This window comes from Bacillus sp. BC05(2025) (assembly GCF_056725905.1).
Genome location: NZ_JBWYRA010000004.1, coordinates 271,049 through 297,258 on the forward strand (window position 1 = coordinate 271,049; position 26,210 = coordinate 297,258).

The window sequence follows — 26,210 nt, forward strand, 5'->3', positions numbered from 1 at the left end:
GTTTTATTTATTCGTATGGATTTTCCCCGGTGCTCGCTTGTATTGATACGGTTCTTCTAACTCAAAGCCAAGTTCATTGGCGGCTATTCTTGGGAAGTAAGGATTGCGAAGTAACTCACGGCCGATAAAAATTAAATCTGCTTCGTTATGATTTAAAATTCGCTCTGCCTGTACTCCGGTCGTAATCAAACCAACAGCCCCAGTTGCAATGTTAGCATGTTCTTTAATATGTTTAGCATATTGTACTTGATACCCAGGATATACATCAATGTGTGCCGGAACAACAGCTCCAGAACTACAATCAATTACATCTACTCCTTGTGCTTTCATCCATTTTGTATATGGAACGTAATCTTGAACCGTTAAACCGTCAGGGTGATAATCGTTTGCTGAAATACGAACAAATAACGGTCCGTTCCAAACTTCATTTATTGAGTCAATAATTTCACGTAAGAAACGATAGCGATTTTCAGGTGAACCTCCATATTCATCAGTCCGTTTATTAGAAAGTGGAGAAAGGAATTCATTAACAAGATAACCGTGAGCACCGTGTATTTCAATAACGTCAAATCCGGCTTGTTTGGATCGTATTGCAGCTTTTTGAAAAGCTAATACGGTCTTTTCTATTTGCTGTATACTCATTTCTACTGGTGTTTTCATAGTTTCATTAAACGGAATTGCGGATGGAGCGAGAGCATCTGTCTCTAATTCAGCTTTTCTTCCGGCGTGAGCAAGTTGAATCGCTGCTTTTGCGCCGTTATCATGTATAAAAGTTGTCGTTTTATGTAAGCCTTCAATTAGGCTATCATCCCATATACCTAGGTCTTTATTAGAAATTCTCCCTTCAGGTAACACGGCTGTTGCTTCGACCATAACTAAACCAACTTGACCAGCAGCTCTTGTTCCGTAATGAACGAGATGGAAATTCGTTACTTGGCCATCTTCGTTTTCTGATGAATACATGCACATAGGTGACATAACGATACGGTTTTTCAATGTAACGTTTTTAATTGTATAAGGTGAAAAAAGTTCGGAATTCATCCAATAGCCTCCTAGATTGAATTTTCTTACATTGTATCATTCTTGTTTTTGTTTCCCTAATAAAACGCTTATACAAAAAATTTTGTCTATTCGTGTTACAATAATGAATATGAATTGAATTGGAGGATGACATATGTACCAGGCTTATTATGAAAGCGAATTAGGTTTGCTAGAAATTACAGCGAACGATAAAGGAATTACGTCTGTTATATTTGTTGATGAGAGACAAGAAGAAATTACAAATGAAATGATAGATCAATGTATAAATGAGTTAGATGAATATTTTAAGGGGAATAGAAAAGAGTTCACAGTCCCGCTGTCTGCCGAGGGAACAGCATTTCAAAAAAATGTATGGGATGCGCTCTATACTATTCCTTATGGCGTAAGTGCTTCATATTTAGATATTGCAGAGAAAGTCGGAAATACGAAAGCTGTACGGGCAATAGGAGGAGCGAATAGTCGTAATCCGATTTCAATTATCGTTCCGTGTCATCGTGTAATAGGAAAGAGCGGAAAGCTTGTTGGATATGCAGGCGGTCTATGGAGGAAAGAGTGGTTATTAAAGCACGAAGGTATTTTGAAATGACGTATGGATGGGAAGAGGGATTGTTTTGAAATGTATAAATTGTGGGCAACTTTGTGAGGGAAATCAGTTGAATTGTGAAAGTTGCCAGCGGACTTTGCATACTGAACAAGGTGAAGGAAGCTCGCTAATAGACAAAGAATTAGAAGTATATGTAGGGAGACAATATCCGTATTACAAAAGGAAATGGGAGCTTGAGGAAAAGCGGATTGCTAGGTGGAGCTGGAATGGTTGGGCAACTATTTTCAATGTAGGTTGGCTCGGATATCGTAAGTACTATTTACCGGCAGCATTATTTGTATTGTTATTAGTAGCGTGTGATGCGTTTTCTTATTATATGGGTTTCAATGTAGCACTGCCGATCATTAATATGGTGCCTCTTACGTTTTTATTACTCGTTTTTATTTTATTTGGAATGGCGATTTTTGCGAATGGATTATATTATCAATTTGCAGAAAGGCGTATATATCGAATAAAAGCACGTGAAATTCAAGATGAATCGGTTGAGAAGTACCTCATTCGTGATAGTGGTGGAACGAGTAAAATGGGGGCAACAATCGTTACGATTTTAGCGGTTGCTAGTATTTTTTTCAGTCATTTCTTTTTCCCGACTGATCGAGATATTATTCAAAAAGTTCGTACAGGCTCGCTTTATGAATATCCGTTCTTTTCCATTGGTGAATCGTTTGAAAATTATTTTAGAAATCCAGATTGGATATATTATCGCGGAACGGAAGGATTAGAATTAGTAGAATTCCAAGGGATTAGTCCTGATATGCCAAGGAAAAAGGTGAATATCCAATTTATTGTTGATTATAAATTAGGTGAAATTGAGCCGTACTCACTTACGATTAATGGAGAATCTAAAAATGAGGAAGAATTTTTGAAGATAATGGAAGAAATATTTAAAGTTCAAAATCCATTTGATATAGAGGATGGATTACAAGTAAAAGGAATAGAAAAAGAAGCGGATAGAAGACTTCAATATCTGCTTCTTTTTTATTGTATAAAAATAATATTTGAAATAATCTGAATCTTTTGTATAATAATATGTATTATACTAGCTTTCATTTATACATATAGATTGGGGGAGGAAGAATGAAGAGAAAGATAACAACGCTTGCTGCAGTAGCATTATCGACTAGTGTATTAGTTGCAGGTTGCGGAAATGGGGAGAAGGCATCTACAACGAAGAAGGAAGCAGGTAAGGAGGCAGCAGATAAGCAAGTATTAAACTTACTAGAAACAGCGGAAATTCCTTCAATGGATACATCAAAGTCAACAGACTCTGTATCATTCCGTGCCTTTGTAAATGCAATGGAAGGATTATATCGTTTAGATAAGGATAATAAACCAACTCCGGGTATGGCAAAAGATGTGAAGATTAGTGAAGATAAAACAACATATACATTTGAATTACGAGACGCAAAGTGGTCTAATGGCGATCCGGTTCGAGCGCAAGATTTTGTATATGCATGGCAACGCGCATTAGATAAAGCAACGGCAGCTGAGTATGCATTTATTTTATTTGATGTAAAAAATGCACAGAAGGTCAATAAGGGAGAACTACCGTTAGATCAATTAGGAGTAAAAGCAAAGGATGATAAAACGTTAGTAGTGGAATTAGAACAACCAGCACCATATTTCCTTGAGCTTACTTCATTCCCAACATTTTTCCCTTTAAATGAAAAATATGTAAAAGAACAAGGGGATAAATATGCATTAGAAGCAGATAAACTATTATACAATGGACCATTTACGATGAGTGAATGGAAACATGAACGAAGCTATCAGTTAAAGAAAAACCCTAATTATTGGGATAAAGATACTGTAAAGTTAGAAGAAATTAATGTAAATATTGTGAAGGAAACGAGCACTGCGGTAAATTTATATGATAGTGATCAAGCAGACCGTGTTATTTTAAGTTCTGAATTCGTTGATAAATATAAAAAGAATAAACCAGATGAATTTAAAACGAAGTTAGATCCACGTATGTATTTCTTGCGCTTTAACCAAAAAAATGCAACGTTTAAAAACCAAAAAGTTCGTGAAGCGATTGATTTGGCATATGATAAAAAAGGAATTGCAAATGTTATTTTAAATGACGGATCATTGCCAGCATATTTCTTAGTACCTGAAAAATTTACGACAGGACCAGATGGAAAAGATTTCCGTACTGTGAATAAAAATTTCCGTGACAGTAAAGATAATGCAACAAAAGCAAAAAAATTATGGGAAGAAGCGAAGAAAGAACTTGGTCAAGATACAATTACAGTAGAATTACTAAATGATGATAACGGTAGCCGTAAAAAAGTGGGCGACTTTATTAAAGAAGAGTTAGAGAAAAACTTACCTGGAATTAAAGTGAACTTGAAACAACAGCCATATAAGCAAAAGCTAGATTTAGAAAAGAAATTTGAATATGAGTTCTCTTTATCTGCTTGGAGCCCAGATTATCCAGATCCAATGACTTATATTGATATGTTTGTTACTGGAAGCTCATTTAATGAAATGGATTATTCAAATCCGAAGTATGATGATTTAGTTGCGAAATCAAAAGGAGAGCTATTGAAAGATGATAAAGCACGTTGGAATGCACTTGCAGAAGCTGAGAAAATCTTAATTGGTCAAGATGCTGCCATTTCTCCTGCGTACCAACAAAGTACTGCATATTTAGAGAAAACATATGTAAAAGGAATTGCAAATCATACGTTTGGTGGAGACTTTAGTTATAAATGGGCATATATTACAAAAAAATAGTATAATGGGAGATGAGTGAATTTTCGCTCATCTTTTCGTTTTGTTTAAGGAGGAATTACTTTTGTTAACAGGAATCAATCATCTTTGTTTTTCAGTGTCTAATTTAGAAAACTCTATTACATTTTACGAAAAAGTACTAGAAGGAGAATTAGTAGTTAAAGGGAGAAAACTTGCATATTTTAATATATGTGGGGTATGGATAGCACTTAATGAAGAAGCACATATTCCGAGAAATGAGATTCATCAATCTTATACGCATATTGCGTTTTCAGTTGAACAGAAAGACTTTGAACGTCTACTGCAGAGGTTAGAAGAAAATGGTGTTCATATTTTACAAGGAAGAGAACGGGATGTAAGAGATTGTGAGTCTATATATTTTGTTGATCCTGATGGACATAAGTTTGAGTTTCATTCGGGGACATTGCAAGACAGAATTAATTATTATAGGGAAGATAAACCTCATATGACATTTTACTAAGGGGGAAAGAAGTTGCATGCGCTAGTAATTGGTGGGACAGGAATGCTAAAGAGGGTGTCTATGTGGCTTTGTGAGCAAGGGGTTCATGTTTCTATTATCGGACGAGATGAAGTGAAATTAGAAAGAGTTAAGCGAGAGAGTGCTGTACCAGAAAGTATCACATGTCTATCGTTAGATTATCATAATAAAGACGATGTAAAGTTAGCTATAAAAAGCACAATTGAGCGGAATGGCCCAATAAAATTAGTTGTCGCATGGATACATGCAAGTGCGAAGGATACGTTATCACTCATTTGTAAAGAATTAGACTTGTCGTCTGAAACATACAGTGTTTTTCATATTTTAGGTAGTAAAGCATCGCGCATGACTGTCCAAAAAATAGGAGGTATGCGGTGTAGCTACCATAGAATAATATTAGGTTTTATATTAGAGGGTACATACGGCAGATGGCTTACTCATGAAGAAATATCGGATGGGGTAATAAAAGGAATTGAGAGTAAATGTGATGAATGGATTGTAGGGCGAGTAGAGCCGTGGGAATTGCGGCCAACATGGTGAGGGGGAATGGCAAATGAAAACAACTGTATATGTAACGAGGCACGGTGAGACGGAATGGAATGTAGAGAAACGAATGCAAGGCAGGAAAAATTCTGCTTTAACTGAAAATGGTATGTTACAAGCTAAGCAATTGGGAGATCGAATGAAAGATTTATCTATCGATGCGATCTATAGTAGTCCGAGTGAAAGAACCCTTCATACTGCAGAGTTAATAAAGGGCGAACGTGATATACCGATAATCGCGGATGAGCATTTCTATGAAATTAACATGGGTATATGGGAAGGACAGACAGTCGATGATATAGAAAGGCAATACCCAGACGAAATACAATTATTTTGGTATGAGCCACATCTTTTTCAGTCAACATCAGGAGAAAATTTTGAGTCTGTTTATAAAAGGGTAATTGAGGGGATACAGATTCTTTTAGAAAAGCATAAAGGAGAAAGTATATTAATTGTTTCTCATGCGGCAGCGGCAAAGCTACTTGTAGGACATTTTGCAGGTATTGAAATAGAAAATGTGTGGGATGATCCATTTATGCATAGTGCTAGTCTAAGTATTATAGAATTTGAAGAAGATAAAGGTGAAGTGAAGCAATTTGCAGATATTAGTCATTTTCAGTAAGCATACAAAAAAGGCCGTGAAAACGGCCTTTTTTTGTGTGAAAAACTAGCAATTGCGTTTTTTGTACCAGAAGTGATCGAATTTCTTGTTTTTGCAAGATGGGAATTTATGTCCGCTACCTTTGCAGTCGTTCCATTTCTTTCCGTCATCACACGAATCGTCGCAAGAGCCACCGTGTCCATTAGGGAAGAATTCGCATTTTTTACAGAAACTTCGTTTTGTCCAGAAAAATTTCTTTTCAAAGCGTATGCATTTTGTAACGAACGTACAATGTTTTCTGCGAGTACGTTTTGTAACTAAAACGCATTCTTTTCTACGCGTTACTTTCGTAACAAATGTCCATTTTTGAACACGTACACGAGTACATTTCGTAACAAATGTCCATTTTTTTACATGCGTACATTTTGTAACGAACGTACAATGTTTCACGCGAGTACATCTTGTTCTTGGACATTTACCCCCAGTTGTACATTTACATCCAGTTGTACAATTATGATGAGTGAATTTATCATCATCGCATTCAAAAGTACTTGGATCTTGATGTAAGAAATCTTCCATCCCAGCACTTTTGATTTCCTCGACAGCTTTTCTAATATCACGTTTCATAGAAATCCTCCTTATCATGTATTCAGGTGAAAAGGTATTCTTTTTCCTTAACAGGATATGTATGTAGGTATATTTCTGAACAGGACAAGAGTGTAATTTTATATAAATGGTTGATAGTGGAGGTATGGACAAGGCGAAGTGCATACATTGAATGAAGAGAAATGAGAAGGGATGTGAAAATATGCTACCTTCATATGATTTTTTTATTCATCCAATGAACCTAGTGGAATTGAAAAAAGAAATTTGGTCAGATAATCCAGTGCCAGCAAAATTAACTTATGGAAAAAAGAAATATGACATTGATATCGTATACCGAGGGGCTCATATTCGTGAATTTGAGAAAAAGTCTTATCATGTTATGTTATATAAACCGAAAAAATTTCAAGGTGCAAAAGAGTTTCATTTAAACTCTGAGTTTATGGATCCGTCTCTCATACGAAATAAATTGTCTTTAGATTTTTTTCATGATATTGGTGTACTTTCACCGAAATCACAACATGTATTTATAAAAATTAATGGTCAAATTCAAGGTGTATATTTACAGTTAGAATCAGTGGATGAAAACTTTTTGAAAAATAGAGGATTACCGAGTGGTTCTATTTATTATGCGATAGATGATGATGCAAATTTCTCTTTAATGAGTGAGAGAGATAAAGATGTTAAGACCGAGCTCTTTGCGGGTTATGAATTTAAATATTCGAATGAAAATAGTGAAGAACAATTGAGTGAATTTGTATTTCAAGCAAATACTTTGTCAAGGGAAGCTTATGAAAAAGAAATTGGAAAGTTTTTGCATGTAGACAAATATTTAAGGTGGCTAGCTGGCGTCATTTTTACACAAAACTTTGATGGTTTTGTTCATAACTATGCACTATATCATAACGATGAAACAAACTTATTTGAAGTGATACCGTGGGATTATGATGCGACTTGGGGGCGAGATGTACAAGGGAGACCACTTAATCATGAGTATATTCGTATTCAAGGTTATAACACATTAAGTGCAAGATTGTTAGATATACCTGTATTTAGAAAACAATACCGAAGTATTTTGGAAGAAATATTAGAAGAACAATTTACTGTTTCGTTTATGATGCCGAAAGTAAAAAGTTTGTGTGAATCGATTCGTCCATATTTACTACAAGATCCATATATGAAAGAAAAATTAGAAATATTTGATCAAGAAGCTGATATGATTGAGGAGTATATAAATAAAAGAAGAAAGTATATACAAGATCATTTACATGAATTGGATTAATTTTGAAAGAGATTGGAACATTATCAATCTCTTTTTTTGTATAATAAAGATGTATCAATAGAATTGACGTAATATGTACTTAATAAAAAATGGGGATGTGGAAATATGACGATAAAATGGATTGAGTGGGCAAAACAAATACAATCTATAGCTCAAGCGGGTTTAACGTATTCTAAGGATGTGTATGATATAGAGCGTTTCCAACAATTACGGGATATTTCTATTTCGATGATGTCACATTACACTAAGACAGATTGGGAAGTTGTAGAGAAGTTATTTGCAAGTGAGACAGGCTATCAAACACCAAAAGTTGATGTAAGAGCAGTTGTTTTTCAAAATGAAAAATTATTATTTGTGAAAGAAAAAAGTGATGGGAAATGGGCATTACCAGGTGGATGGGCTGATATCGGTTATACGCCGACAGAAGTAGCTGCAAAAGAAGTTTTAGAGGAGACGGGTTATGAAGTAGATGATTTTAAGTTATTCGCTATATTTGATAAAGAAAAACATCACCAGTCGCCTTCCGCAACACATGTATATAAAATTTTTATAGGCTGTAAGATTATCGGTGGTGAAAAGAAGACGAGTATTGAAACAGAAGATGTGGAGTTTTTTGGTGAGAATGAATTGCCTAATTTATCAATTGCTAGAAATACAGAAGAGCAAATTAGAGAAATGTTTGCCTATATGAAAGAACCTCAGAAAGAAACATTAATAGATTAATAATACTTATCCCGATAATAATGTTGGAATGAAGATATTGGCAGAATGCAACCTTTATGTAATAATGGGAAGGTATGTGAAGAAAAAAGGAGATAGAAAATAAAATGTTAGCAAGCATAATAGATCAGTTATTGCAATTTTTTGCAAGCTTAGGTTACTTTGGAGTAGCGCTAGCTTTAATGATTGAAATTATTCCGAGTGAAATTGTACTTTCATATGCGGGCTTTTTAGTTGCAGATGGTAAAATTAGCTTTGTCGGTGCAGTTATTGCTGGAACAATCGGTGGTACTTTAGCTCAAATCTTTTTATATTGGCTTGGATACTATGGTGGGCGTCCAGTTGTAGAGAAGTATGGGAAATATCTACTTATTAATAAACATCATTTAGACATAGCAGAAAATTGGTTTAAGCGTTACGGAGCAGGAGTAATCTTTTCTGCACGCTTTATCCCAGTAGTACGCCATGCAATCTCTATTCCAGCAGGATTAGCCAAGATGCCATTAAAACTATTTACACTGTATACAGTAGTTGCGATTATTCCATGGTCAATACTATTTATATACTTAGGTGAAAAGCTAGGCGGGAATTGGCGACACATTAAAGAGTATGCATCTGATTACACACATTACATAATTATAGGAGCTGTTCTCTTTGTTGCTTTATATTTCGGTTTAAAGTATTTCAAAAAGAAAAAGGCAGCGCGTTAAAGTCAATGATTTTTCATTGGCTTTTTTTATTTGTTTCGGTTCTAAAGAAAAGGAGTTGTCCATAATGTGTAATAATAAAGCGTAGCGGAGGAATGTGATGAAAGGGTCACCGTTTTTACGTGGAACGATATTTTTAACGATGGCAACGATGATATCTAAAATGTTAGGGTTTATATATGTTATACCATTTACAGCAATGGTCGGTACGAGTGGGTACGTTTTATACACGTATGCATATCGTCCCTATACGATTATGCTCAGTATTGCGACGATGGGGCTACCACTGGCAGTTTCGAAGATGGTATCAAAATATGATCAACTGAATGATTATCATACGGTTAAGAGAGTGCTAAAGAGCGGTATCTTTTTTATGCTAATCATGGGAGTAATCTCATGTTTAACCCTATATATATTAGCACCGCATTTAGCTAAATTTGTAATCGATGGAAATGATCAAACAGGGAATAGTGTAGCGGCGGTCACAACTAATATTCAAATTGTCAGTTTTGCGTTAATACTTGTACCGGTAATGAGTTTATTAAGGGGATTCTTTCAAGGGTTCCAATCGATGGGGCCTTCTGCTTTAAGTGTAGTTGTAGAGCAATTTTTTCGAGTCTTAACCATTTTGATAGGAAGTTTTGTCGTTTTATATATCTTAAAAGCTTCTGTCTCTCTAGCTGTTGGTATTTCAACGTTCGGTGCTTTTATGGGAGCGATAGGTGGACTGACTGTTTTAAGTGCGTATTACATAAGGAGGAGAAAGCACTTAAAGAAAAAAGAAATGGCAAGTATACCGCAAACAACGAAATCTTTTTTTTCGCTATATAAGGAGCTCTTTACATATTCAATACCATTTGTTGTGGTTGGTTTAGCGATTCCGTTGTATCAGACGATTGATACATTTACAATTAATAAACTACTTATACAAATAGGATATATGCAAGGGGAAGCGGAGAAAATCAATGCAATAATTGGTCTTGTTCAGATGGTTGTACTTATCCCAGTTTCTGTTGCGACTGCTTTTAGTATGTCTCTCGTACCTGAGATGACAAAAGCCTATACAGCAGGAAATGTGAAATTATTGTACAAACATTTTACGAGGACGAATCTATTAGTAGTAGGTATTACGGTACCAGCGGCAATTGGAATGATGGTGTTAGCAAAACCAGTATATACTCTTTTATTCGGTGCCGGAAATGATCCGGAGATGGGGCGAGTTATATTACAGTATTATGCTCCTGCTTGTATACTATTTTCGCTTTTTACAGTAACAGCTGCGATGTTACAAGGAATCAATCAGCAACAGAAAACAGTGCTAGGATTAATGATTGGAATTATTGTGAAGATAGTTTTAAATATTGTATTGCTTCCGTATTTCGATTATGTAAGTTTTATTATTTCAACATACGCGGGTTACACGATTTCAGTTGGCTTTAACTTGTGGATGCTTTCTAAATATGTTATAAAGGCAACATAAGCTTTTTAAGGCAGAGAGCGCTCTGTCTTTTTCTTTGTTTAAAATATTTTTCTTATAAAAACGTTTTCAAAATAATTTTTCTATTGAAATTTAAACGTATGTTTCATATGCTGAGAATGGCGGTTCAAAAACTGTTATTTAAGAGAGGTAGATTCCTACATGTAAAAAGAATCGGGGTGATAGTATGTTAAATATTTATTTAACAGACCGAAACGGAAAACTACAAGAGATTGAGGAAATACAAAAGGGTTGCTGGATTAATGTACTTCATCCAACAGAAGAAGAAATTCAATATCTAGTACAAACTTTAAATGTAGACTTAGATTTCATTAAAGACCCTTTAGATGATGAAGAACGTTCTCGTATTGAAAAGGAAGACAGTAATACTTTAATAATCGTGGATATTCCAACAGTTAGACATGATGAAGAAGGAAATTCGATTTATGACACGATTCCAATAGGTATGATTGTTATGCCAGATTGTTTTGTGACAATTTGTTTAGAGGAAAACCCAATATTTGAACGTTTTATTAATCAACGTATTAAAGAATTTTATACGTTTAAAAAGACACGATTTGCACTTCAGCTCTTATATACGATTTCTACTTATTATTTAAGATACTTAAAGCAAATTAACAGAAAAACAATTGATTTAGAGCATCAATTAAATCAGTCGATGAAAAATAAAGAGATTTTCACATTGCTAGGTCTTGAAAAAAGTTTAGTTTACTTTACAACATCATTAAAGGCAAATAAAATCGTAATTCAAAAATTAATGCGTAACAGTACATTTTTAAAAATGTATGAAGACGATCAAGATTTATTAGAAGATGTATTAATTGAAAATAAACAGGCGATTGAAATGGCGGAAATATATAGTCACATTTTAAGTGGAATGATGAATACATTTAGTTCCGTTATATCAAATAATTTAAATAGTGTTATGAAACTGTTAACGTCTATAACAATCATTTTATCGTTACCAACGATGGTTTCTAGTTTCTTTGGAATGAACGTAAAGGTTCCGTTTGAAGGAGAAGCACATGGTTTTGTAATTGTGCTCATAATATGTGTAACACTGTCTTTCACACTAGCATTTGTTTTTTGGAAGAAACGTTACTTTTAACGATAAGAAAGCTGCTCTAGCATAGTTGTATAACTGCGCTAGAGCAGCTTTTTTGCTATGAAATCGAAAGTTTCGAATAGAATAAAACTTATAAAATGTAATGTATATGAGAGGGCTGAATTCCGTATAAGTCTTGTTCAATTCATAAAATGGGGTTAAAATTACATATTGTTAATGAAAAGTTGGAGGAAATACATCATGGAATTGTTTCAATTACCGAAAGCATTCCTGCAAATGAATACAATCTTTATCTCCATATTGATCGAAGCACTTCCTTTTGTGCTCATTGGTGTATTTATTTCAGGATTCATTCAAATGTTTGTGACAGAAGATATGGTAGCAAAATGGATGCCGAAAAACCGATTTCTGTCTGTTTTAATGGCTACTTTTTTAGGGATGATGTTTCCGGGCTGTGAATGTGGGATCGTTCCGATTGTAAGGCGATTAATCGGAAAAGGGGTTCCGCCATATGCCGGGATTGCATTTATGTTAACTGGGCCAATCATTAATCCGGTTGTATTATTTGCAACATACGTTGCCTTTGGAAGTAGTATGCACATGGTATGGTATCGTTCTATTGTAGCGATTATCGTAGCAATTATCGTTGGAATTATATTATCATTTATGTTTAAAGAACATCAATTACGAGATGATCACTTCCCAGAAGTGAATCATAAGCGTCCATTACGTAAAAAAATGTGGGATGTATGTACGCATGCTGTTGAGGAATTTTTCTCGATGGGGAAATATTTAGTATTAGGTGCGTTAATCGCAGCTGCAGTTCAAACGTTCGTACAAACTTCAACACTTCTTGCTATAGGACAAGGGCCGTTCTCTTCACCAGCTGTTATGATGGGACTTGCTTACATTTTATCACTTTGTTCAGAAGCAGATGCATTTATTGCTTCGTCATTCCAAAGTACATTTTCAACAGCGTCACTTGTCGCGTTCCTCGTATATGGACCGATGGTGGATATTAAAAATATGTTTATGATGCTTGCGACATTTAAAACGAAATTTGTAATTGTCGTTACAGTTACAGTTACACTTGTTGTTTATGCAAGCTCACTACTCATTTATGCGATGGGGTGGTAGGTTATGTTTCGAGCATATATATTATTAGGTTTTACAATTTTAATCGCGCAGCTTCATATCTCAGGTAATATTACGAAGTATATCAATATGAAGTATGCCTATTTATCAACAACAGCAGCTATTATTTTAGGATTCTTAACGATTGTTCAAATTATTATCGTTTTCCAAAAAGAACATCAAAAAGAAAAGGAACAGCACAATTGTGGTTGCGATCATAGCCATTGCGGGCATGATCATTCAAAAGATGAAAATACGTGGTGGAAAAAAGCATTTTCGTACACATTGTTTTGTTTTCCGATAGTCACAGGATTGTTTTTCCCGATTGCAACGTTAGATTCAGATATTGTTAAGGCGAAGGGATTTCATTTTCCAGTAGCACAAGCAGAAAGTACAGATCCATTTATGACAAGGCAATTCTTAAGACCTGATACGAGCATTTATTACGGGAAAGAAGGATACCGTGGTGTAATGGAAAAAGGGAAAAAAGAGTTTGTTACGAAAGATAGTATTAATTTAAAAGATGAAGATTTTCTAAAAGGGATGGAAACAATTTATAATTATCCTGGCGAGTTTACTGGGAAAAAGTTATCTTTTAAAGGATTTGTTTTTAGAGATGATTCTTCTAAAAAAGAACAATATTTCTTATTCCGTTTCGGCATTATACATTGTGTAGCGGATTCTGGTGTATATGGTATGTTAGTGAAAAAACCAGAAGGGGTAGAGTGGAACAATGATGATTGGATTCAAGTTGAAGGAGAAATATCAACGGAATTTTATCAGCCATTCCATGCGAACATTCCTGTTTTAGAAGTAACGAGATGGAATAAAGTTGAACAGCCGAAAGAACAATATGTATTTAGAGGAGCCGATTGATCACATCGGTTCTTTTTTATGGACTAAGAGTTCTGAATGTTGTTAATATTAAACGTGTAGTGATAGTAAGCTCATACTGCTCTAGTGTTAATGGGAATTGGAACTCTCACCGAACTTCTTTGCTCCAGCCGAATTTTGTGGTGGGAGTCTTACTGTCTGCAAATAGCGGATGAAATAATCAAAGAGGTGATAACAATGACTGAAGTAAAGGGAAAAACAGCTAATGAGTCTAGAGTGTTTAAAACGAGCCGAGTATTTCCAACAGATCTAAATGATCACAATACGCTATTTGGTGGAAAGATATTAGCCGAGATGGATATGGTTGCTTCTATTTCAGCAACAAGGCATGCAAGAAAAGAATGTGTTACAGCATCTATGGATTGGGTAGATTTCTTACATCCAGTTCGCTCTTCAGATTGTGTTAGTTATGAATCCTTTGTAATTTGGACGGGTAGAACTTCTATGGAAGTATTTGTGAAGGTAGTAGCAGAAGATTTAATTTCAGGTGAGAAACGTATAGCGGCAACATCATTTGTTACTTTCGTTGCACTTAGTAAGGATAATAATCCAGTTCCAGTTCCTCGAGTAATTCCTGAAACAGAAGAAGAGAAAGAATTACATCGCATTGCTGTGTTGCGTGCAGAACAACGTCATATACGTAAGGCGGAGAGTAAGAAAGTAGCTACATTACTAACTTTTTGAGTTGAATATGTAGTCGTTAAAGGTATTATAACGGACTGAAATGTTTTTCATATGAAAAGCGGACACCTAAAAATAGGTGTCCGCTTTTATAGTTTTTTCATCCACATATCATATGACGACAACTACTTAGCAGAAGCAAGCAGCACCGACGATGATTAAGAGGATAAATAATACGACTAATAGCGCGAATCCATTACCATGTGCGAAGCCCATTGTTATTTCCTCCTTTTATTTTAAGATACAACATACAATATGCAAATGAGCTATCGTTTGATATGGACATATATCATGTAATGACATATTTTCTTGAATGATATTGTATTAAAAAAGGGAAGATATAGAAATAACAGTAAGTGGAGAAAGGAAAATATCCATGAAACACTTTTTCGTTGTAATCCTTTGTTTAATAGGTGTATTCATTTGGATGAACATCGATGTGGAAATGGGGAAAAAAATGGCTAGTGAATATGAAGTAGGACAAGTTCGATTAGGTGAATTTCAACTGTATACGAACGGTGAAGAGTTATATACAAAATTATTTGAGGATATACGTAACGCAGAAAAGTACATATATATCCATTTTTATATTGTAGGTAAAGATGAAATAAGCAAAGAGTTTTTGCAGTTGCTCGAGAAAAAGGCATCGAGTGGAGTAGAAGTAAAATTATCAGTTGATCGAATAGGTGGATATAAGCTGAAGAAAAAGATAATTCGTCACCTAAAAAGCAATGGTATCCAATTTACGTTTAGTAAAAAACCTAAATTGAAACATTTATTCTATTCATTGCATCAACGAAACCATAGACGCATAGTTACGATTGACGGAAAAGTATCATATATCGGCGGCTTTAATATTGGAAAGGAGTATCTTGGACAAGATCCGAAATTTGGCCCGTGGCGTGATTATCATGTGCGAGTCATTGGGAATGGTGCCACGGATATGGAAAGAAAATTTGCTGCTGACTGGAAAGAAGATACAGGAGAAAAAATGCCTGTACATGAAAGGTTACCTGCAATTGGAAATGTAAAATATCAATATTTATTTTCAGATGGAAAAGGGTTATGGGAAAAATATGGAGCGTTTTTAAAGCAGGCTAAAAAGTCTTTAATTATTGCTACGCCATATTTTGTACCGAGTAAAGAAATGATGAGAGAGTTAAAAGATGCATTAAACCGGGGTGTCAATGTAAAAATTCTCGTGCCATTTAAAAGTGATGCAGTATTGTTAAAGCAAGCTGCCTACCCGTATTTGAGAGAGATGAACCATGCTGGAGCGGAGATCTATCAATATCGGAATGGTTTTTTTCATGGGAAAGTAACAATTATTGATGGAGAAATTGTTGATATAGGTACAGCGAATTTTGATAATAGAAGTTTTTATTTAAATTGTGAATCTAACTGTGTCATATATGATAAAACAGTTGTCGCTGACGTATGGAACCGATTAAAGGAAGATTTTCGTAAATCAAAAAGATTTTCGGAAGAAGATTTTGAGAAAATTAGTAAATGGGATTGGTTTTTAGCAAGAATAGCGAATGTTATAGCATCATATTTATAGCATATAGACAAAAGAGAAGGGAGATACTTTCGTGGATTGTATGAAAGAACTAATGAGGTATAGTTATATGCTTATATATAAGGTTGGAGAGTATACAGGCAAGGTAAGAGACGAAGAATTAAAGGGGCTATTACAGCAACATTTACCATATATGTTGCAAGCATATAATGAACAAGTGAATTTTCAAGAAGGAGAGAATGTACAGCATATAACTTGTGAACCAATTTCATTTCATTTTCATGAAATGGAAAAGGAAATTGATAGTAAATATACAGGAGATGTCCATATTGCAACTTGTTATATTTCGTATTTAAAACGGTTAGCATTAAAGTTTGCTCAAGTGGCAGTTGAAGTTGCGAATCCAGAATTCCGCTCGTTTTTAGAAAATTGTTTCCTGAAAATGAATCGTTATGCCTATAGTGTATGGCAATATGTTGTGAAGAAAGAGTATAAAATTAAACATGTATATGAAAATGAGAAGTTCGCATAAGAAACTAAGGCGGAAAGATGCGCGCCTTAGTTTTTTCTTTTCATAGAGAAAAAAACTAGATGTATATCTGCATTATCAGAAAATTTACAAAAATTTACCGTTTATTTACCGTTTATTTACTGTTTTTCAATCTTTCCTTTAAAAATAGAGAGTAATATGGGATTGTACATATTCTATCTAAAGGAGGAAACGCAAATGAACAAATGGGTTAAATCATTAACTGCTATGGCACTTGCAAGTTCTTTATTAATGGTAGGTTGTAGTAAAGGTGAGGACAAGAAGAAAGAAGACGATACAACAACACAACAAGAGGACAAAAAGGATAAAGAAACAAGTGGAACTGAGAAGTCTACGGATTCTAAAGAAAAGAAATAATAATTAGAGCTTCCTCTTATATAAGAGGAAGCTTTTTTGTTGTAAATTGATTGAGATTATTGAAAAATAGAGGAAGAATGAAAGAGGGGGAAAACAAGTGAAAGTATGTATATTAGGAGCAACAGGTCGAGTAGGTTCAAATATAATTGAATTGGCATTAAAGGATTCAGTTGAAGTGACTGCATTAGCACGTGATATAAATAGAATAGAAATACAACATGAAAGGTTACGAGTAATAGAAGGGAATGTACTAAATGAAAATGATATACAGAAAGCGATAGAAGGAAGCGATATAGTAATAAGCGCACTTGGGACGGATCAAAATGGGACGTTAGCGAGGAGTATGCCACAAATTATAAAGAAAATGGAAGAAGAAGGAGTTCATAAAATCATTACAATAGGAACAGCCGGTATTTTACAAGCGAGAACAAATCTAAATTTATATCGTTTTCAATCAACGGAATCAAGAAGGAAGACAACAACCGCAGCAGAAGATCATTTAGCTGCATATAAGTTACTGAGTAGTAGTAATTTATGTTGGACGGTCGTTTGTCCGACGCATTTAATAGACGGTGATGTGACAGGGGTATATCGAACAGAAAAAGATGTATTGCCAGAAGGAGGAGCGAAAATAACAGTTGGTGATACAGCACAATTTACGTGGAATCTGTGTAGGGAAAACCAATATGAGAATAGCCGAGTAGGTATTTCCTATTAAAAAAACCATCCCGAAATTGGGATGGTTAAAAGACGATATAACATATAAATATGATAATCATAATGATTTGGAGAATGGCTTTTGCTACTGTACTGCTTAAAAAACCAACTACAGTAGCAACTCCTACTAGAAAGGCGTCTTTTGGCGCTTTTTTATGCATGAGTTCTGTCATAAATACCGATAAGAACGGTATGATAATTAAACCGAATGGTGGGAAGAAGAAAGATCCGACAATGATAGAAATCATACCGACACGTTCTCCCCATTTAGAACTTCCATATTTTTTTAAGAAATATCCATTTGCAATAAAATCAGCAACGAAAATGAATAGTGTGAAAATGACTTGAATAATCCAAAAGGAAGTTGTGAGTTCTCCGCCATTTATACCGAAATGGTAAATGAAATATCCAGCCCAAACAGCGAGGATGCCTGGAATGATAGGGTAAATAAAGGCGAGAAATGAAACAATGAAACAGGCGATGATACAGATTGTTAATAATACTGTCACTTTATAACTCCTTCTTCGTGTCTAATTTATGTACTGCAATTTTTTTCACTTGATGTCCATCGAGTTCTAGTGCTTTAAACTGAAAACCGGCAAATTCAATGGAATAACCAGCCTCAATATTTAAGTCCACTGCTTGAGAGAGGAGCCAGCCTCCAATTGTATCTAAATCGCTATCATCAATATGTAGGCCAAACATATCATTCACTTCAGAAATGAGCACTTTCCCATCTAACACAGTAAGCTTCGGCGTACGCTTTTCAATCATAGGTGATTCATCTGTATCAAACTCATCTTGAATTTCTCCAATGATTTCTTCAAGAATATCCTCCATTGTTAAAAGTCCCGCAGTACCACCATATTCATCCATAACAATTGCCATTTGAACGCGATTCTTTTGTAGATGAACTAACGTTTTGCGAATGGGAACAGTTTCAAATACAGTTAGTACTGGATGTATGTAAGATTCAAGTGGCTTATGAATGCCTTTCGTTTGATCGTGAAATACTTCTTTCGTATTGATCATACCGATAATATCATCTTTATCTTTTTCAATGATAGGATAGCGTGTATACTTTTCAGTTGCAACGATATCCATATTTTCTTCTAACGTATTTTCAGTAGATAAGCAAATCATTTCTGTACGAGGGACCATAATTTCTTTTGCAACTCGGTCGTCAAATTCAAAAATATTATTTACATATTTATATTCGGTTTGATTTATTTCACCGCTTTTGAAACTTTCCCCTAAAATAAGTCGTAGTTCCTCTTCAGAATGGGCAAGTTCATTTTCTTTCGCAGGCTCTAAACCGAGTAGTTTTGTGAAAAAGATAGCTGTACTATTTAGTAGCCAAATGAATGGATACATAATTTTATCAAATAAAATAAGTGGCCGTGCAAACTTTAGTGTGATTGCTTCTGCTTTTTGAATTGCGAAAGACTTTGGAACTAATTCACCTAATACAACATGGAAAAATGTAATAACACTAAAAGCAATAATAAACGATAAAGTATTCGCCATTGTTCCCGTAATATTAATTTTTTCAAATAGTGGTCGTAATAAATGTTCCACAGTCGGTTCACCAAGCCAACCAAGCCCTAAAGAAGTAATTGTAATTCCGAGCTGACAAGCTGATAAATAAACGTCTAAATTAGATATGACACTTCTTGCAGCTAAAGCTTGTTTATTGCCTTCATTTGCAAGCTGGTCAATTCGACTTTTTCGTACTTTTACAACAGCGAACTCTGATGCAACGAAAAAGCCGGAAATAAGGATAAGTATAAAGATGAGAAAAATATTTAATATGTCCAAGTGTGTTCTCTATTCCGTATCTGGGAATAAAGATGTCACCTCCTGCAATTATGTTATACTTTTATAATAAATCCAAACGAAAAGAATAGTCAAAGAAAAAGGGTAAATATTGGTATGTTTCTGCAATAGTTTTTGAATGTGCTGTTATTTTGTCCGCTATACAAAAGGAATAACCCCCTACTTTCAGATTATAGAGGGTTATTTCAAATTAAGGTTTTGGAATACTTCTCGTTAAAGCGTATGATTGTTGTGTAACGTGGTTTGTCGTCCATAGTGTTTGAAGGAACGAGAGTACGCAATACGGAATATACAAAAGTAATAAGCTAATTGTAACAATAATAGGTGCATTTCCGCCAAATTGAACGATAAATTGCAATAGTCCGCTTGCATGAAAAACGCATTCCATAAAAACGAATGAAAGAATAATGGAACCTAAAATGGATTTATGATTCGAAGTTAGCGCCAAAAATAATGTATCAACAAGGAAAGAGGATTGTTCTATCTCATATTCATTTGTGTTACTTAAGAACGGAATCCATTTTTTTATGGCTTGCATAACGATAATCATAGAAGTACTACAAACGATGATAAAAGATGAGTAGTAAGGAAGTTTTATAAATTTTGCGATGTATAGGAGTAGTAATAAGACTGAGCATTGTAATAATACAGTACAAAAAGAGTAAGGTATCCATCTTAATAAGGAAGTGAACTTTTTAACCGAATGAGGTGCTTTAAAAAATAAATGGCCGATCCCTAAACTGATGAAGAATCCAATCGCAAGAGTAAAAGTAAAACGAACAATCGATAAAAAATATATTTCCCATATGTAAGGGAATAACAGTGCTGAATGATTCGAAGTATGTACCATCTGATTTACTGAGAAAAAGATAGATTCATGCATCCAATCAATCTTTGGAATTGTCATAGAAGAAAGCTGTGCGAAGTTATGAAAAATGCTTATAAAGCCAGTTATGTAAGAGTATTTATGTGTAATGAATAAAGCCGGAATAGGACTGATGATAAATATAATGAGAACACCAATGATAAATTTACATATATGTGAGCGTAATAAAGACATGTAATCACCTACTCTTGGGATATTCAGAAAATTCTTATTCTTATTTTAGCTTTTTTCAGAGTAAGTTACAATATATTTTTCGTAAAGAAGTTGAGTATTGTAGTGGATAGAATTGAATGAAACGTGAATAAATTATGACAAGAAAATAAATAATTTTCAGAAAAGTAAAATAAATTATTTATTTTTTTCTGAAAATATAATATAGTTATGGCACAGAAAGTATTTTAACATAAGGAGGCTGTTTATGAGGATTAAAGGGAATTATGTGCCGAAAAGGGAAGTTTTATTTTGTTCAAGTTCAATTACGATAGGGGAAGCACTGGAGCATTTAAATAAAACTGGCTATCGTTGTGTACCAGTTTTAGATGAAAAAAAAGAGAAATATTTAGGGAATGTATACAAAGTAGATATTCTAGAATATAAAGGTTCACTAGAAGAGAGTGTAGTACAATTATTAAACGATAAAGAAGGTTATGTCAGAGAAGATTCTTCGTTCTTTAAAGTATTTTTTACAATAAAAAAATTACCATATTTATCAGTAGTTGATGAAAAAGGCATCTTTCTTGGAATTTTAACGCATAAAAAAGTTTTCGAGTTATTAGAAGATGCATGGGGCGTTCATTCTAGTAAATATTCTGTCATGATTGGGACACAGGATTATAACGGGGCCATTCAAAAATTATCGACAGTATTAAAAAAATATGCAGGTATCCAAAGTTTAATGACTTTTGATAATGATGCCTTATTAGTTCGTAGAATTATGTTTACATTAGGAGAAGAGTTTAACGACGGTGAATTAGATACATTATTGAAAGATTTAGAAGATCATGGATTTAGAGTTGTGTATGTGGAAGAGATGAAAAATCCACGTGAAGTTGAAACGATAGAGTAATATGCAAAAGCCATCTAATTTTATGTTGGATGGCTTTTGCATGTTATGCAAGTAAAGTTATTTGAAAATAACGATAGGATGAAAGTTGAAATTATAACAATATTTGTGCAAAAGAATAAAGAATGTAGATAATTTGGATTTTCAAAAAAATCAATTTGAAAATATGTTTTTATTTTTCAACTAAATATGTTACTATATGTGTGATAAAAACAAAGAGGTCTGACAACTATACTCCACGCAATACCACTCTAATGAGTTAAATATTCAAAAAAATCAAAAATTAATAATTAGAGTAAAAATAAGGGGAATGGAGAAATTATGGAGAAAGACACTGCTTTGTAAGGGGCGTATTTTATCAGCTTGAGCAGAGAGGAGGATGCATAGCATATTGTGAAAATAGAGATAAACAATGCGAAAGTGCTATGCAAATGAAAAGTATGAAGGGACGTTTAAGGCCAGGTGATACAGTAGCAATTGGTTTAATGTTATTTGCACTATTTTTAGGAGCAGGAAATTTAATTTTTCCACCAGTTTTAGGGCAACAAGCTGGAGAAAATGTTTGGGTTGCTACAATTGGATTCCTTGTGACGGGAGTCGGATTACCCCTATTAGCTGTAACAGCTGTCGCGTTTGTAGAGGGGGACTTGAAAGCGCTATCTTCTAGAGTTCACCCGATATTTGCGTTTATTTTCCCATTGATTAGCTATTTAGCAATTGGACCATTTTTCGCCATTCCGCGTACTGGAGCCGTTTCATTTGAAATGGGTATGAAGCCATTTTTATCAGAGGCATTGGTTTCCGAATGGTACATGCTATTTCTTTTTACAATAGTTTTCTTCGGAATAACTTGGTATTTATCATTAAATCCATCTAAATTAGTGGACTGGTTTGGAAAATTTCTTACACCATTGTTAGTATTGATTGTTGCTGTTATTGTCGGAAAGGCAATTATTGATCCAATTGGAGAACCAGCTGCGCCACTAGCAGCATACAAAGAAAATGCTTTCTTTGGTGGGTTTATTCAAGGATATTTAACGATGGACGCAATTAGTGCGCTTGTATTTGGAATTGTCGTTGTACAAGTTATCCGCTCTAAAGGAATAAAAGAAAGTAGTGAAGTTGCAAAAATAACAGTAGTATCAGGTATTATTGCAGTACTTGGTTTAACGTTAATTTATTTATCACTTGCTTATCTTGGTTCTACAAGTACATCACTTGGAGTATCAGAGAATGGTGGACTTATTTTAACGAATGTTGTAAATGAGTTATATGGAACAAGTGGTAAAATTTTATTAGGGCTTGTTATTGTACTCGCTTGTTTAACAACTTCTGTTGGTTTAACATCAGCTTGTGCTGGCTTCTTTACAAACTTATTCCCTAAGATTTCGCATAAAACAATTGTAACAATGGTATGTGTGTTTAGTTTAATTGTATCTAACCTAGGTTTAACACAATTAATCGCAGTTACTTTACCAGTGTTAATGATCATTTATCCAGTAGCAATCGTATTAATCGTACTTTCTTACTTCCATAAATGGATTGGGAAGCGTAATACCATTTATATTGGAGCTATTTTAGGTGCATTATTAATTAGTTTCTTTAACGGTTTAGAAAGTGCGAAGATTAAAATTGACGCGATTTCTAACGTACTACAAATGTTACCATTATATAATGAAGGAATAGGATGGTTAATCCCCTCATGTATTGGCGGGATCCTCGGTTTCTTCTTCTATAAATCAAATGAATCAAGTGAACTACAAAAGAAAGGTGCTTAGGCGCCTTTCTTTTTTTAAAGGGGATTTTTTTGTTTTGTCTAAGTAATAAATGGGAGGAATGATAAAATGGCTAATTTTGAAGATTTTTTAACTTTGGATTTACGGATTGGGACTGTAACACATGCAGAGGAATTTAAAGAAGCGAGAGTACCAGCGATTAAACTAGAAATTGATTTTGGAGAGCTTGGAATTAAGCAGTCAAGTGCTCAAATTACGAAGAGATATACCCCAGAAGATTTAATCGGTCAGCAAATCGTTGCTGTTGTAAATTTTCCGCCAAAACGTGTAGCTGGATTTAAATCAGAAGTGCTTGTTTTAGGAGGAGTACCTGAAACTGGTGATGTTGTATTACTTCAGCCGAATATGGAATTACCAAATGGAACGAAAATTAGTTAGTGAAAAGGCGGGGGAACATGGATATCGGACGCGAATATTTACAATGTGCCATTTCGAATTTTAAAGCAACAAAGAAGCAAGGAGAGAGGGTGCTTTCACAATTATCATACGAACAGATTGAATGGTCTTCTCATGAAGAAACAAATAGCATAGCAATCATAATTAAGCACTTGCACGGTAATATGCGTTCTAGATGGACGGATTTTTTAACATCTGATGGTGAAAAAATAGATCGTAACCGAGATGCTGAATTTGAAGGTGGTTATTCTTCTAAAGAAGAGGTACTCGCAGCATGGAATGAAGGATGGGAATATGTTTTTTATACGATGAATGTGCTAACACCAGAAAACGTATTACAGACGGTATATATTCGTGGTGAAGCACATACTGTCATGCAAGCAATTGAAAGACAAATTTCTCATTATGCTTTGCACATTGGCCAAATGATTTATATCGGTAAAATGTTAAAAGAAAATGATTGGGAATGTTTAAGTATTCCGAGAGGGCAGTCTGCACGTTATGTAGAGAAAAAACGCTCAACATAATAATAAGAAAGAAGCCGACATAAAATTGGAAATAAGAAAATGAGCCAAATAATAGATGGTTCTGTAATCATAAGAATGCTGCCAAAAGTAAGTCCATATATAATAAGAAAGAAATTAAATAGTGTATTCATTGGGATAAATCTTGGGATGAACACTTGTTGTCGTTTAAAGCAATCACTGTGAAATAAATACATGCGGAAGTACAATGTGGCAGTAATAAGATCTTTCTTTCGCATAATTCTTTTTTTGCATGTATGACAGATGAACGGTGGTTGCATCTCATTACGCTCCATTTTTCATATTTGTAATCATGTAAGACAAAAGTAGGTATAAAGTGTATATCCCTACATACGCTCCTGATATAAGAAAAAACGGATTTAGTAAAATGCTATGAATGCTTGTCATAAAAACTAAATCTTGCATTAAAACATCATATATATGAATAGAAATAATTGTACCGAGTACATAAAGTGATAAGTATGCTGAAATATGTAACGCAACACGGATTGTAGGATACTTAGCGAGCCAATAAAAAAGAAATGATAGTACAATGGGTAATGTTCCTATTAGTAGCTTCAATTCAGTTCACCTCATTAACAATATAGCCGGAATTTAGACGGTCTATTCTCTAGAGCTTGTACATAACTTGAAATAGAGAGGGTGATAGTATGAATCGAGGCTTTTTTTATGTGAAATTTACAAGTGTACGTAAGTTGATTTTATTTATTATTGCTACAGTACTAGCGACTTTTTTTCTTATTAGTATGATGGTAACCTCTATGAAAGAGACAAAGTCAACGTATTTATATAATTGGTTAAATGAGTTATCGATGAATGGTTACATGTATGTTCTTGGAAAAGAGAATCATTATTTTACACAGGAATATCGAAATTTAAATCAAGATTTTTCGATTTCTTCGTTTCTCTTTTCTATGGCTACAAATATTCGTTTTAACGATGTACGCAGTTTTGTCGGCAAAGAGCTACCTGGTTTTGGTAAGTACGATACAGAAATTATTATTGCGGGTGAAGGGACAAATTATTCTAACTTACCGATAGAGTCGAGTGTGCCACTTGAAGAAGTAGTAAAAGAACGGACTGGAGAAGGTGGACAGGCTCCAAAGCCGGATGGGAACAAAGAGAAAAAGCAACCAGCTCAAACGACAGGGAAACGACAAGTTGCGTTTATTTATCATTCACATAGCTGGGAATCTTATTTGCCGTTACTGAATTTAGCAAATGATCCAAATCCGAATAAAGCGACAAGTTCCGTCACGAATATTTCAATAGTCGGCGATCGATTTCGTGAACAATTAGCAAGTGAAGGAATCGGAGCTACTAACGATAAGACGGATATCGGTCAAAAGTTGATTAGTAAAGGGTTAAATAGTAATAGTTCTTACAAAATGTCACGGGAAATTGTACAAGAAGCAATGACTGGTAATAAAGAACTGCAATACTTCTTTGACTTACATCGTGATAGTGCTCGGAAGAATGTTACGACAAAAACAATTGGCGATAAATCATATGCGAAGCTTGCATTTGTAGTAGGTAAAGGCAACAAAAACTATGAAAAAAACTTGCAATTAGCAACGGCTTTACATGAGACGATTAGTAAGAAGTATCCAGGCGTTAGTCGAGGTGTCATTCAAAAAGGATTCCAAACAGGAAATGGAGTCTACAATCAAGATTTATCTGGGCAAGCGATATTAATTGAAGTTGGTGGCGTAGATAATACAGAGGAAGAATTAAATCGATCGATTGATGCGCTAGCTAAAGCATTTGGTGAATATTTCTGGCAGGCAGAAAAAGTGAATGGATAAAGTGAAACAGAATTGAATGAGAGAGTCTGAAAAAACGTGAGTGTAATGCTTGCGTTTTTTGTAATTACTGATGCGTCACAGAATAGACACAATTTGTCGATGTTATAGTAATATCGAAATTTGTCAAATTA

The 26,210-nt window shown here is 34.4% G+C and carries 31 protein-coding genes; 23 read left to right on the forward strand and 8 right to left on the reverse strand.

Going from position 1 to position 26,210, the window contains the following annotated elements:
• Positions 1–3: 3 nt before the first annotated feature.
• On the reverse strand, positions 4–1,041 hold the full coding sequence (gene namA, locus ACZ76X_RS15565; protein WP_479850913.1) for an NADPH dehydrogenase NamA: 1,038 nt from the start codon (positions 1,039–1,041) through the stop codon (positions 4–6).
• A 133-nt stretch (positions 1,042–1,174) separates the two neighbouring features.
• Here namA and ACZ76X_RS15570 point away from each other — a divergent pair, with 133 nt between their 5' ends.
• The 6 genes from ACZ76X_RS15570 (at position 1,175) to ACZ76X_RS15595 (ending at position 6,045) form a co-directional block, all read left to right on the forward strand.
• Positions 1,175–1,627, forward strand: a complete 453-nt coding sequence (locus tag ACZ76X_RS15570) for a methylated-DNA--[protein]-cysteine S-methyltransferase (protein ID WP_098556281.1) — start codon at positions 1,175–1,177, stop codon at positions 1,625–1,627.
• Positions 1,628–1,652: 25 nt separating this feature from the next.
• A complete protein-coding gene (locus tag ACZ76X_RS15575) occupies positions 1,653–2,657 on the forward strand; it encodes a DUF2628 domain-containing protein (protein WP_479850914.1) in 1,005 nt (334 codons plus the stop codon).
• A gap of 65 nt (positions 2,658–2,722) precedes the next feature.
• Complete coding sequence (locus tag ACZ76X_RS15580) at positions 2,723–4,384, forward strand: peptide ABC transporter substrate-binding protein (RefSeq protein ID WP_479850915.1); 1,662 nt, start codon at positions 2,723–2,725, stop codon at positions 4,382–4,384.
• A 61-nt stretch (positions 4,385–4,445) separates the two neighbouring features.
• Positions 4,446–4,862 carry a FosBx1 family fosfomycin resistance bacillithiol transferase gene (fosB, locus tag ACZ76X_RS15585; protein ID WP_479850916.1) on the forward strand — a complete coding sequence of 139 codons (417 nt, stop codon included), beginning with the start codon at positions 4,446–4,448 and terminating at the stop codon, positions 4,860–4,862.
• 12 nt (positions 4,863–4,874) lie between these two features.
• A complete protein-coding gene (locus ACZ76X_RS15590) occupies positions 4,875–5,420 on the forward strand; it encodes a short-chain dehydrogenase (RefSeq protein ID WP_479850917.1) in 546 nt (181 codons plus the stop codon).
• 13 nt (positions 5,421–5,433) lie between these two features.
• The gene (locus ACZ76X_RS15595) at positions 5,434–6,045 is read left to right on the forward strand and encodes a phosphoserine phosphatase 1 (RefSeq protein WP_098669063.1); all 612 of its coding nucleotides are present in this window, start codon (positions 5,434–5,436) and stop codon (positions 6,043–6,045) included.
• A gap of 45 nt (positions 6,046–6,090) precedes the next feature.
• Here the strand turns inward: ACZ76X_RS15595 and exsB are convergent, their stop codons facing one another.
• Positions 6,091–6,651, reverse strand: coding sequence for an exosporium protein ExsB (exsB, locus tag ACZ76X_RS15600; protein WP_479850918.1), 561 nt, complete (start codon positions 6,649–6,651; stop codon positions 6,091–6,093).
• 181 nt (positions 6,652–6,832) lie between these two features.
• Here exsB and cotH point away from each other — a divergent pair, with 181 nt between their 5' ends.
• From cotH to ACZ76X_RS15640, 8 genes are all read left to right on the forward strand, one after another.
• Positions 6,833–7,909, forward strand: a complete 1,077-nt coding sequence (gene cotH / locus ACZ76X_RS15605) for a spore coat protein CotH (protein WP_479850919.1) — start codon at positions 6,833–6,835, stop codon at positions 7,907–7,909.
• A gap of 105 nt (positions 7,910–8,014) precedes the next feature.
• Complete coding sequence (locus ACZ76X_RS15610; RefSeq protein ID WP_479850920.1) at positions 8,015–8,632, forward strand: NUDIX hydrolase N-terminal domain-containing protein; 618 nt, start codon at positions 8,015–8,017, stop codon at positions 8,630–8,632.
• A 104-nt stretch (positions 8,633–8,736) separates the two neighbouring features.
• Entirely contained in the window at positions 8,737–9,339 is a 603-nt protein-coding gene (gene uptA, locus ACZ76X_RS15615; RefSeq protein WP_000881208.1) for an undecaprenyl phosphate transporter UptA, read from the forward strand.
• Positions 9,340–9,436: 97 nt separating this feature from the next.
• Positions 9,437–10,816: a putative polysaccharide biosynthesis protein gene (locus tag ACZ76X_RS15620; protein ID WP_479850921.1), complete on the forward strand. Its 1,380-nt coding sequence runs from the start codon at positions 9,437–9,439 to the stop codon at positions 10,814–10,816.
• 184 nt (positions 10,817–11,000) lie between these two features.
• Positions 11,001–11,942 carry a magnesium transporter CorA family protein gene (locus ACZ76X_RS15625; RefSeq protein WP_098669068.1) on the forward strand — a complete coding sequence of 314 codons (942 nt, stop codon included), beginning with the start codon at positions 11,001–11,003 and terminating at the stop codon, positions 11,940–11,942.
• A gap of 198 nt (positions 11,943–12,140) precedes the next feature.
• A complete protein-coding gene (locus tag ACZ76X_RS15630; protein ID WP_000418724.1) occupies positions 12,141–13,037 on the forward strand; it encodes a permease in 897 nt (298 codons plus the stop codon).
• A 3-nt stretch (positions 13,038–13,040) separates the two neighbouring features.
• Positions 13,041–13,910, forward strand: a complete 870-nt coding sequence (locus ACZ76X_RS15635) for a TIGR03943 family putative permease subunit (protein WP_479850922.1) — start codon at positions 13,041–13,043, stop codon at positions 13,908–13,910.
• Positions 13,911–14,105: 195 nt separating this feature from the next.
• Positions 14,106–14,612, forward strand: coding sequence for an acyl-CoA thioesterase (locus ACZ76X_RS15640; RefSeq protein WP_000141166.1), 507 nt, complete (start codon positions 14,106–14,108; stop codon positions 14,610–14,612).
• Between the two features lie 126 nt (positions 14,613–14,738).
• On the opposite strand, the gene ACZ76X_RS15645 is transcribed toward ACZ76X_RS15640, so the two are convergent.
• Complete coding sequence (locus ACZ76X_RS15645; protein ID WP_000505094.1) at positions 14,739–14,825, reverse strand: YjcZ family sporulation protein; 87 nt, start codon at positions 14,823–14,825, stop codon at positions 14,739–14,741.
• A 160-nt stretch (positions 14,826–14,985) separates the two neighbouring features.
• Here ACZ76X_RS15645 and cls point away from each other — a divergent pair, with 160 nt between their 5' ends.
• From cls to ACZ76X_RS15665, 4 genes are all read left to right on the forward strand, one after another.
• Positions 14,986–16,170 carry a cardiolipin synthase gene (gene cls / locus ACZ76X_RS15650; RefSeq protein WP_479850923.1) on the forward strand — a complete coding sequence of 395 codons (1,185 nt, stop codon included), beginning with the start codon at positions 14,986–14,988 and terminating at the stop codon, positions 16,168–16,170.
• A gap of 31 nt (positions 16,171–16,201) precedes the next feature.
• Complete coding sequence (locus ACZ76X_RS15655; RefSeq protein WP_479850924.1) at positions 16,202–16,660, forward strand: spore coat protein; 459 nt, start codon at positions 16,202–16,204, stop codon at positions 16,658–16,660.
• Between the two features lie 195 nt (positions 16,661–16,855).
• Positions 16,856–17,035 carry a hypothetical protein gene (locus ACZ76X_RS15660; protein ID WP_001045960.1) on the forward strand — a complete coding sequence of 60 codons (180 nt, stop codon included), beginning with the start codon at positions 16,856–16,858 and terminating at the stop codon, positions 17,033–17,035.
• A gap of 97 nt (positions 17,036–17,132) precedes the next feature.
• Complete coding sequence (locus ACZ76X_RS15665; protein WP_098669071.1) at positions 17,133–17,753, forward strand: NAD(P)-dependent oxidoreductase; 621 nt, start codon at positions 17,133–17,135, stop codon at positions 17,751–17,753.
• A gap of 25 nt (positions 17,754–17,778) precedes the next feature.
• Here the strand turns inward: ACZ76X_RS15665 and ACZ76X_RS15670 are convergent, their stop codons facing one another.
• The 3 genes from ACZ76X_RS15670 to ACZ76X_RS15680 form a co-directional block, all read right to left on the reverse strand.
• Positions 17,779–18,261 carry a DUF456 domain-containing protein gene (locus tag ACZ76X_RS15670; RefSeq protein ID WP_098669072.1) on the reverse strand — a complete coding sequence of 161 codons (483 nt, stop codon included), beginning with the start codon at positions 18,259–18,261 and terminating at the stop codon, positions 17,779–17,781.
• Between the two features lies 1 nt (position 18,262).
• Complete coding sequence (locus ACZ76X_RS15675; protein ID WP_098669073.1) at positions 18,263–19,570, reverse strand: hemolysin family protein; 1,308 nt, start codon at positions 19,568–19,570, stop codon at positions 18,263–18,265.
• A gap of 208 nt (positions 19,571–19,778) precedes the next feature.
• A complete protein-coding gene (locus ACZ76X_RS15680; protein WP_479850925.1) occupies positions 19,779–20,648 on the reverse strand; it encodes a hypothetical protein in 870 nt (289 codons plus the stop codon).
• Between the two features lie 244 nt (positions 20,649–20,892).
• Between ACZ76X_RS15680 and cbpA the strand changes: the two genes are divergently transcribed.
• The 4 genes from cbpA (at position 20,893) to ACZ76X_RS15700 (ending at position 24,256) form a co-directional block, all read left to right on the forward strand.
• Positions 20,893–21,540, forward strand: a complete 648-nt coding sequence (cbpA, locus tag ACZ76X_RS15685; protein ID WP_098669075.1) for a cyclic di-AMP binding protein CbpA — start codon at positions 20,893–20,895, stop codon at positions 21,538–21,540.
• A 437-nt stretch (positions 21,541–21,977) separates the two neighbouring features.
• The gene (gene brnQ4 / locus ACZ76X_RS15690) at positions 21,978–23,315 is read left to right on the forward strand and encodes a branched-chain amino acid transport system II carrier protein BrnQ4 (protein ID WP_479851168.1); all 1,338 of its coding nucleotides are present in this window, start codon (positions 21,978–21,980) and stop codon (positions 23,313–23,315) included.
• 66 nt (positions 23,316–23,381) lie between these two features.
• The gene (csaA, locus tag ACZ76X_RS15695) at positions 23,382–23,711 is read left to right on the forward strand and encodes a chaperone CsaA (RefSeq protein WP_479850926.1); all 330 of its coding nucleotides are present in this window, start codon (positions 23,382–23,384) and stop codon (positions 23,709–23,711) included.
• 17 nt (positions 23,712–23,728) lie between these two features.
• Positions 23,729–24,256, forward strand: coding sequence for a DUF1572 domain-containing protein (locus tag ACZ76X_RS15700; protein ID WP_479850927.1), 528 nt, complete (start codon positions 23,729–23,731; stop codon positions 24,254–24,256).
• Here the strand turns inward: ACZ76X_RS15700 and ACZ76X_RS15705 are convergent.
• Positions 24,229–24,534 (reverse strand): permease, encoded by a 306-nt coding sequence (locus ACZ76X_RS15705; RefSeq protein ID WP_479850928.1) that lies wholly within the window; start codon positions 24,532–24,534, stop codon positions 24,229–24,231. The two genes, ACZ76X_RS15700 and ACZ76X_RS15705, sit on opposite strands and share 28 nt — an antisense overlap.
• 4 nt (positions 24,535–24,538) lie before the next feature.
• Positions 24,539–24,835, reverse strand: a complete 297-nt coding sequence (locus ACZ76X_RS15710; protein ID WP_098669080.1) for a hypothetical protein — start codon at positions 24,833–24,835, stop codon at positions 24,539–24,541.
• A gap of 89 nt (positions 24,836–24,924) precedes the next feature.
• Here ACZ76X_RS15710 and spoIIP point away from each other — a divergent pair, with 89 nt between their 5' ends.
• Entirely contained in the window at positions 24,925–26,079 is a 1,155-nt protein-coding gene (spoIIP, locus tag ACZ76X_RS15715; protein ID WP_479850929.1) for a stage II sporulation protein SpoIIP, read from the forward strand.
• The last annotated feature ends 131 nt before the right edge of the window (positions 26,080–26,210 follow it).

What these genes read in the sequence shown, in the direction of transcription:
- cls (WP_479850923.1), top strand. Translation starts at nt 14,986, where the DNA reads ATGAAACACTTTTTCGTTGTAATCCTTTGTTTAATAGGTGTATTCATT.
- ACZ76X_RS15630 (WP_000418724.1), top strand. Translation starts at nt 12,141, where the DNA reads ATGGAATTGTTTCAATTACCGAAAGCATTCCTGCAAATGAATACAATC.
- ACZ76X_RS15570 (WP_098556281.1), top strand. Translation starts at nt 1,175, where the DNA reads ATGTACCAGGCTTATTATGAAAGCGAATTAGGTTTGCTAGAAATTACA.
- exsB (WP_479850918.1), bottom strand. Translation starts at nt 6,651, where the DNA reads ATGAAACGTGATATTAGAAAAGCTGTCGAGGAAATCAAAAGTGCTGGG.
- uptA (WP_000881208.1), top strand. Translation starts at nt 8,737, where the DNA reads ATGTTAGCAAGCATAATAGATCAGTTATTGCAATTTTTTGCAAGCTTA.
- cotH (WP_479850919.1), top strand. Translation starts at nt 6,833, where the DNA reads ATGCTACCTTCATATGATTTTTTTATTCATCCAATGAACCTAGTGGAA.
- ACZ76X_RS15595 (WP_098669063.1), top strand. Translation starts at nt 5,434, where the DNA reads ATGAAAACAACTGTATATGTAACGAGGCACGGTGAGACGGAATGGAAT.
- ACZ76X_RS15705 (WP_479850928.1), bottom strand. Translation starts at nt 24,534, where the DNA reads ATGCAACCACCGTTCATCTGTCATACATGCAAAAAAAGAATTATGCGA.
- csaA (WP_479850926.1), top strand. Translation starts at nt 23,382, where the DNA reads ATGGCTAATTTTGAAGATTTTTTAACTTTGGATTTACGGATTGGGACT.
- ACZ76X_RS15620 (WP_479850921.1), top strand. Translation starts at nt 9,437, where the DNA reads ATGAAAGGGTCACCGTTTTTACGTGGAACGATATTTTTAACGATGGCA.
- ACZ76X_RS15660 (WP_001045960.1), top strand. Translation starts at nt 16,856, where the DNA reads ATGAACAAATGGGTTAAATCATTAACTGCTATGGCACTTGCAAGTTCT.
- cbpA (WP_098669075.1), top strand. Translation starts at nt 20,893, where the DNA reads ATGAGGATTAAAGGGAATTATGTGCCGAAAAGGGAAGTTTTATTTTGT.
- spoIIP (WP_479850929.1), top strand. Translation starts at nt 24,925, where the DNA reads ATGAATCGAGGCTTTTTTTATGTGAAATTTACAAGTGTACGTAAGTTG.
- namA (WP_479850913.1), bottom strand. Translation starts at nt 1,041, where the DNA reads ATGAATTCCGAACTTTTTTCACCTTATACAATTAAAAACGTTACATTG.
- ACZ76X_RS15645 (WP_000505094.1), bottom strand. Translation starts at nt 14,825, where the DNA reads ATGGGCTTCGCACATGGTAATGGATTCGCGCTATTAGTCGTATTATTT.
- ACZ76X_RS15580 (WP_479850915.1), top strand. Translation starts at nt 2,723, where the DNA reads ATGAAGAGAAAGATAACAACGCTTGCTGCAGTAGCATTATCGACTAGT.
- ACZ76X_RS15610 (WP_479850920.1), top strand. Translation starts at nt 8,015, where the DNA reads ATGACGATAAAATGGATTGAGTGGGCAAAACAAATACAATCTATAGCT.
- ACZ76X_RS15700 (WP_479850927.1), top strand. Translation starts at nt 23,729, where the DNA reads ATGGATATCGGACGCGAATATTTACAATGTGCCATTTCGAATTTTAAA.
- ACZ76X_RS15635 (WP_479850922.1), top strand. Translation starts at nt 13,041, where the DNA reads ATGTTTCGAGCATATATATTATTAGGTTTTACAATTTTAATCGCGCAG.
- ACZ76X_RS15625 (WP_098669068.1), top strand. Translation starts at nt 11,001, where the DNA reads ATGTTAAATATTTATTTAACAGACCGAAACGGAAAACTACAAGAGATT.
- brnQ4 (WP_479851168.1), top strand. Translation starts at nt 21,978, where the DNA reads ATGAAGGGACGTTTAAGGCCAGGTGATACAGTAGCAATTGGTTTAATG.
- ACZ76X_RS15680 (WP_479850925.1), bottom strand. Translation starts at nt 20,648, where the DNA reads ATGTCTTTATTACGCTCACATATATGTAAATTTATCATTGGTGTTCTC.
- ACZ76X_RS15640 (WP_000141166.1), top strand. Translation starts at nt 14,106, where the DNA reads ATGACTGAAGTAAAGGGAAAAACAGCTAATGAGTCTAGAGTGTTTAAA.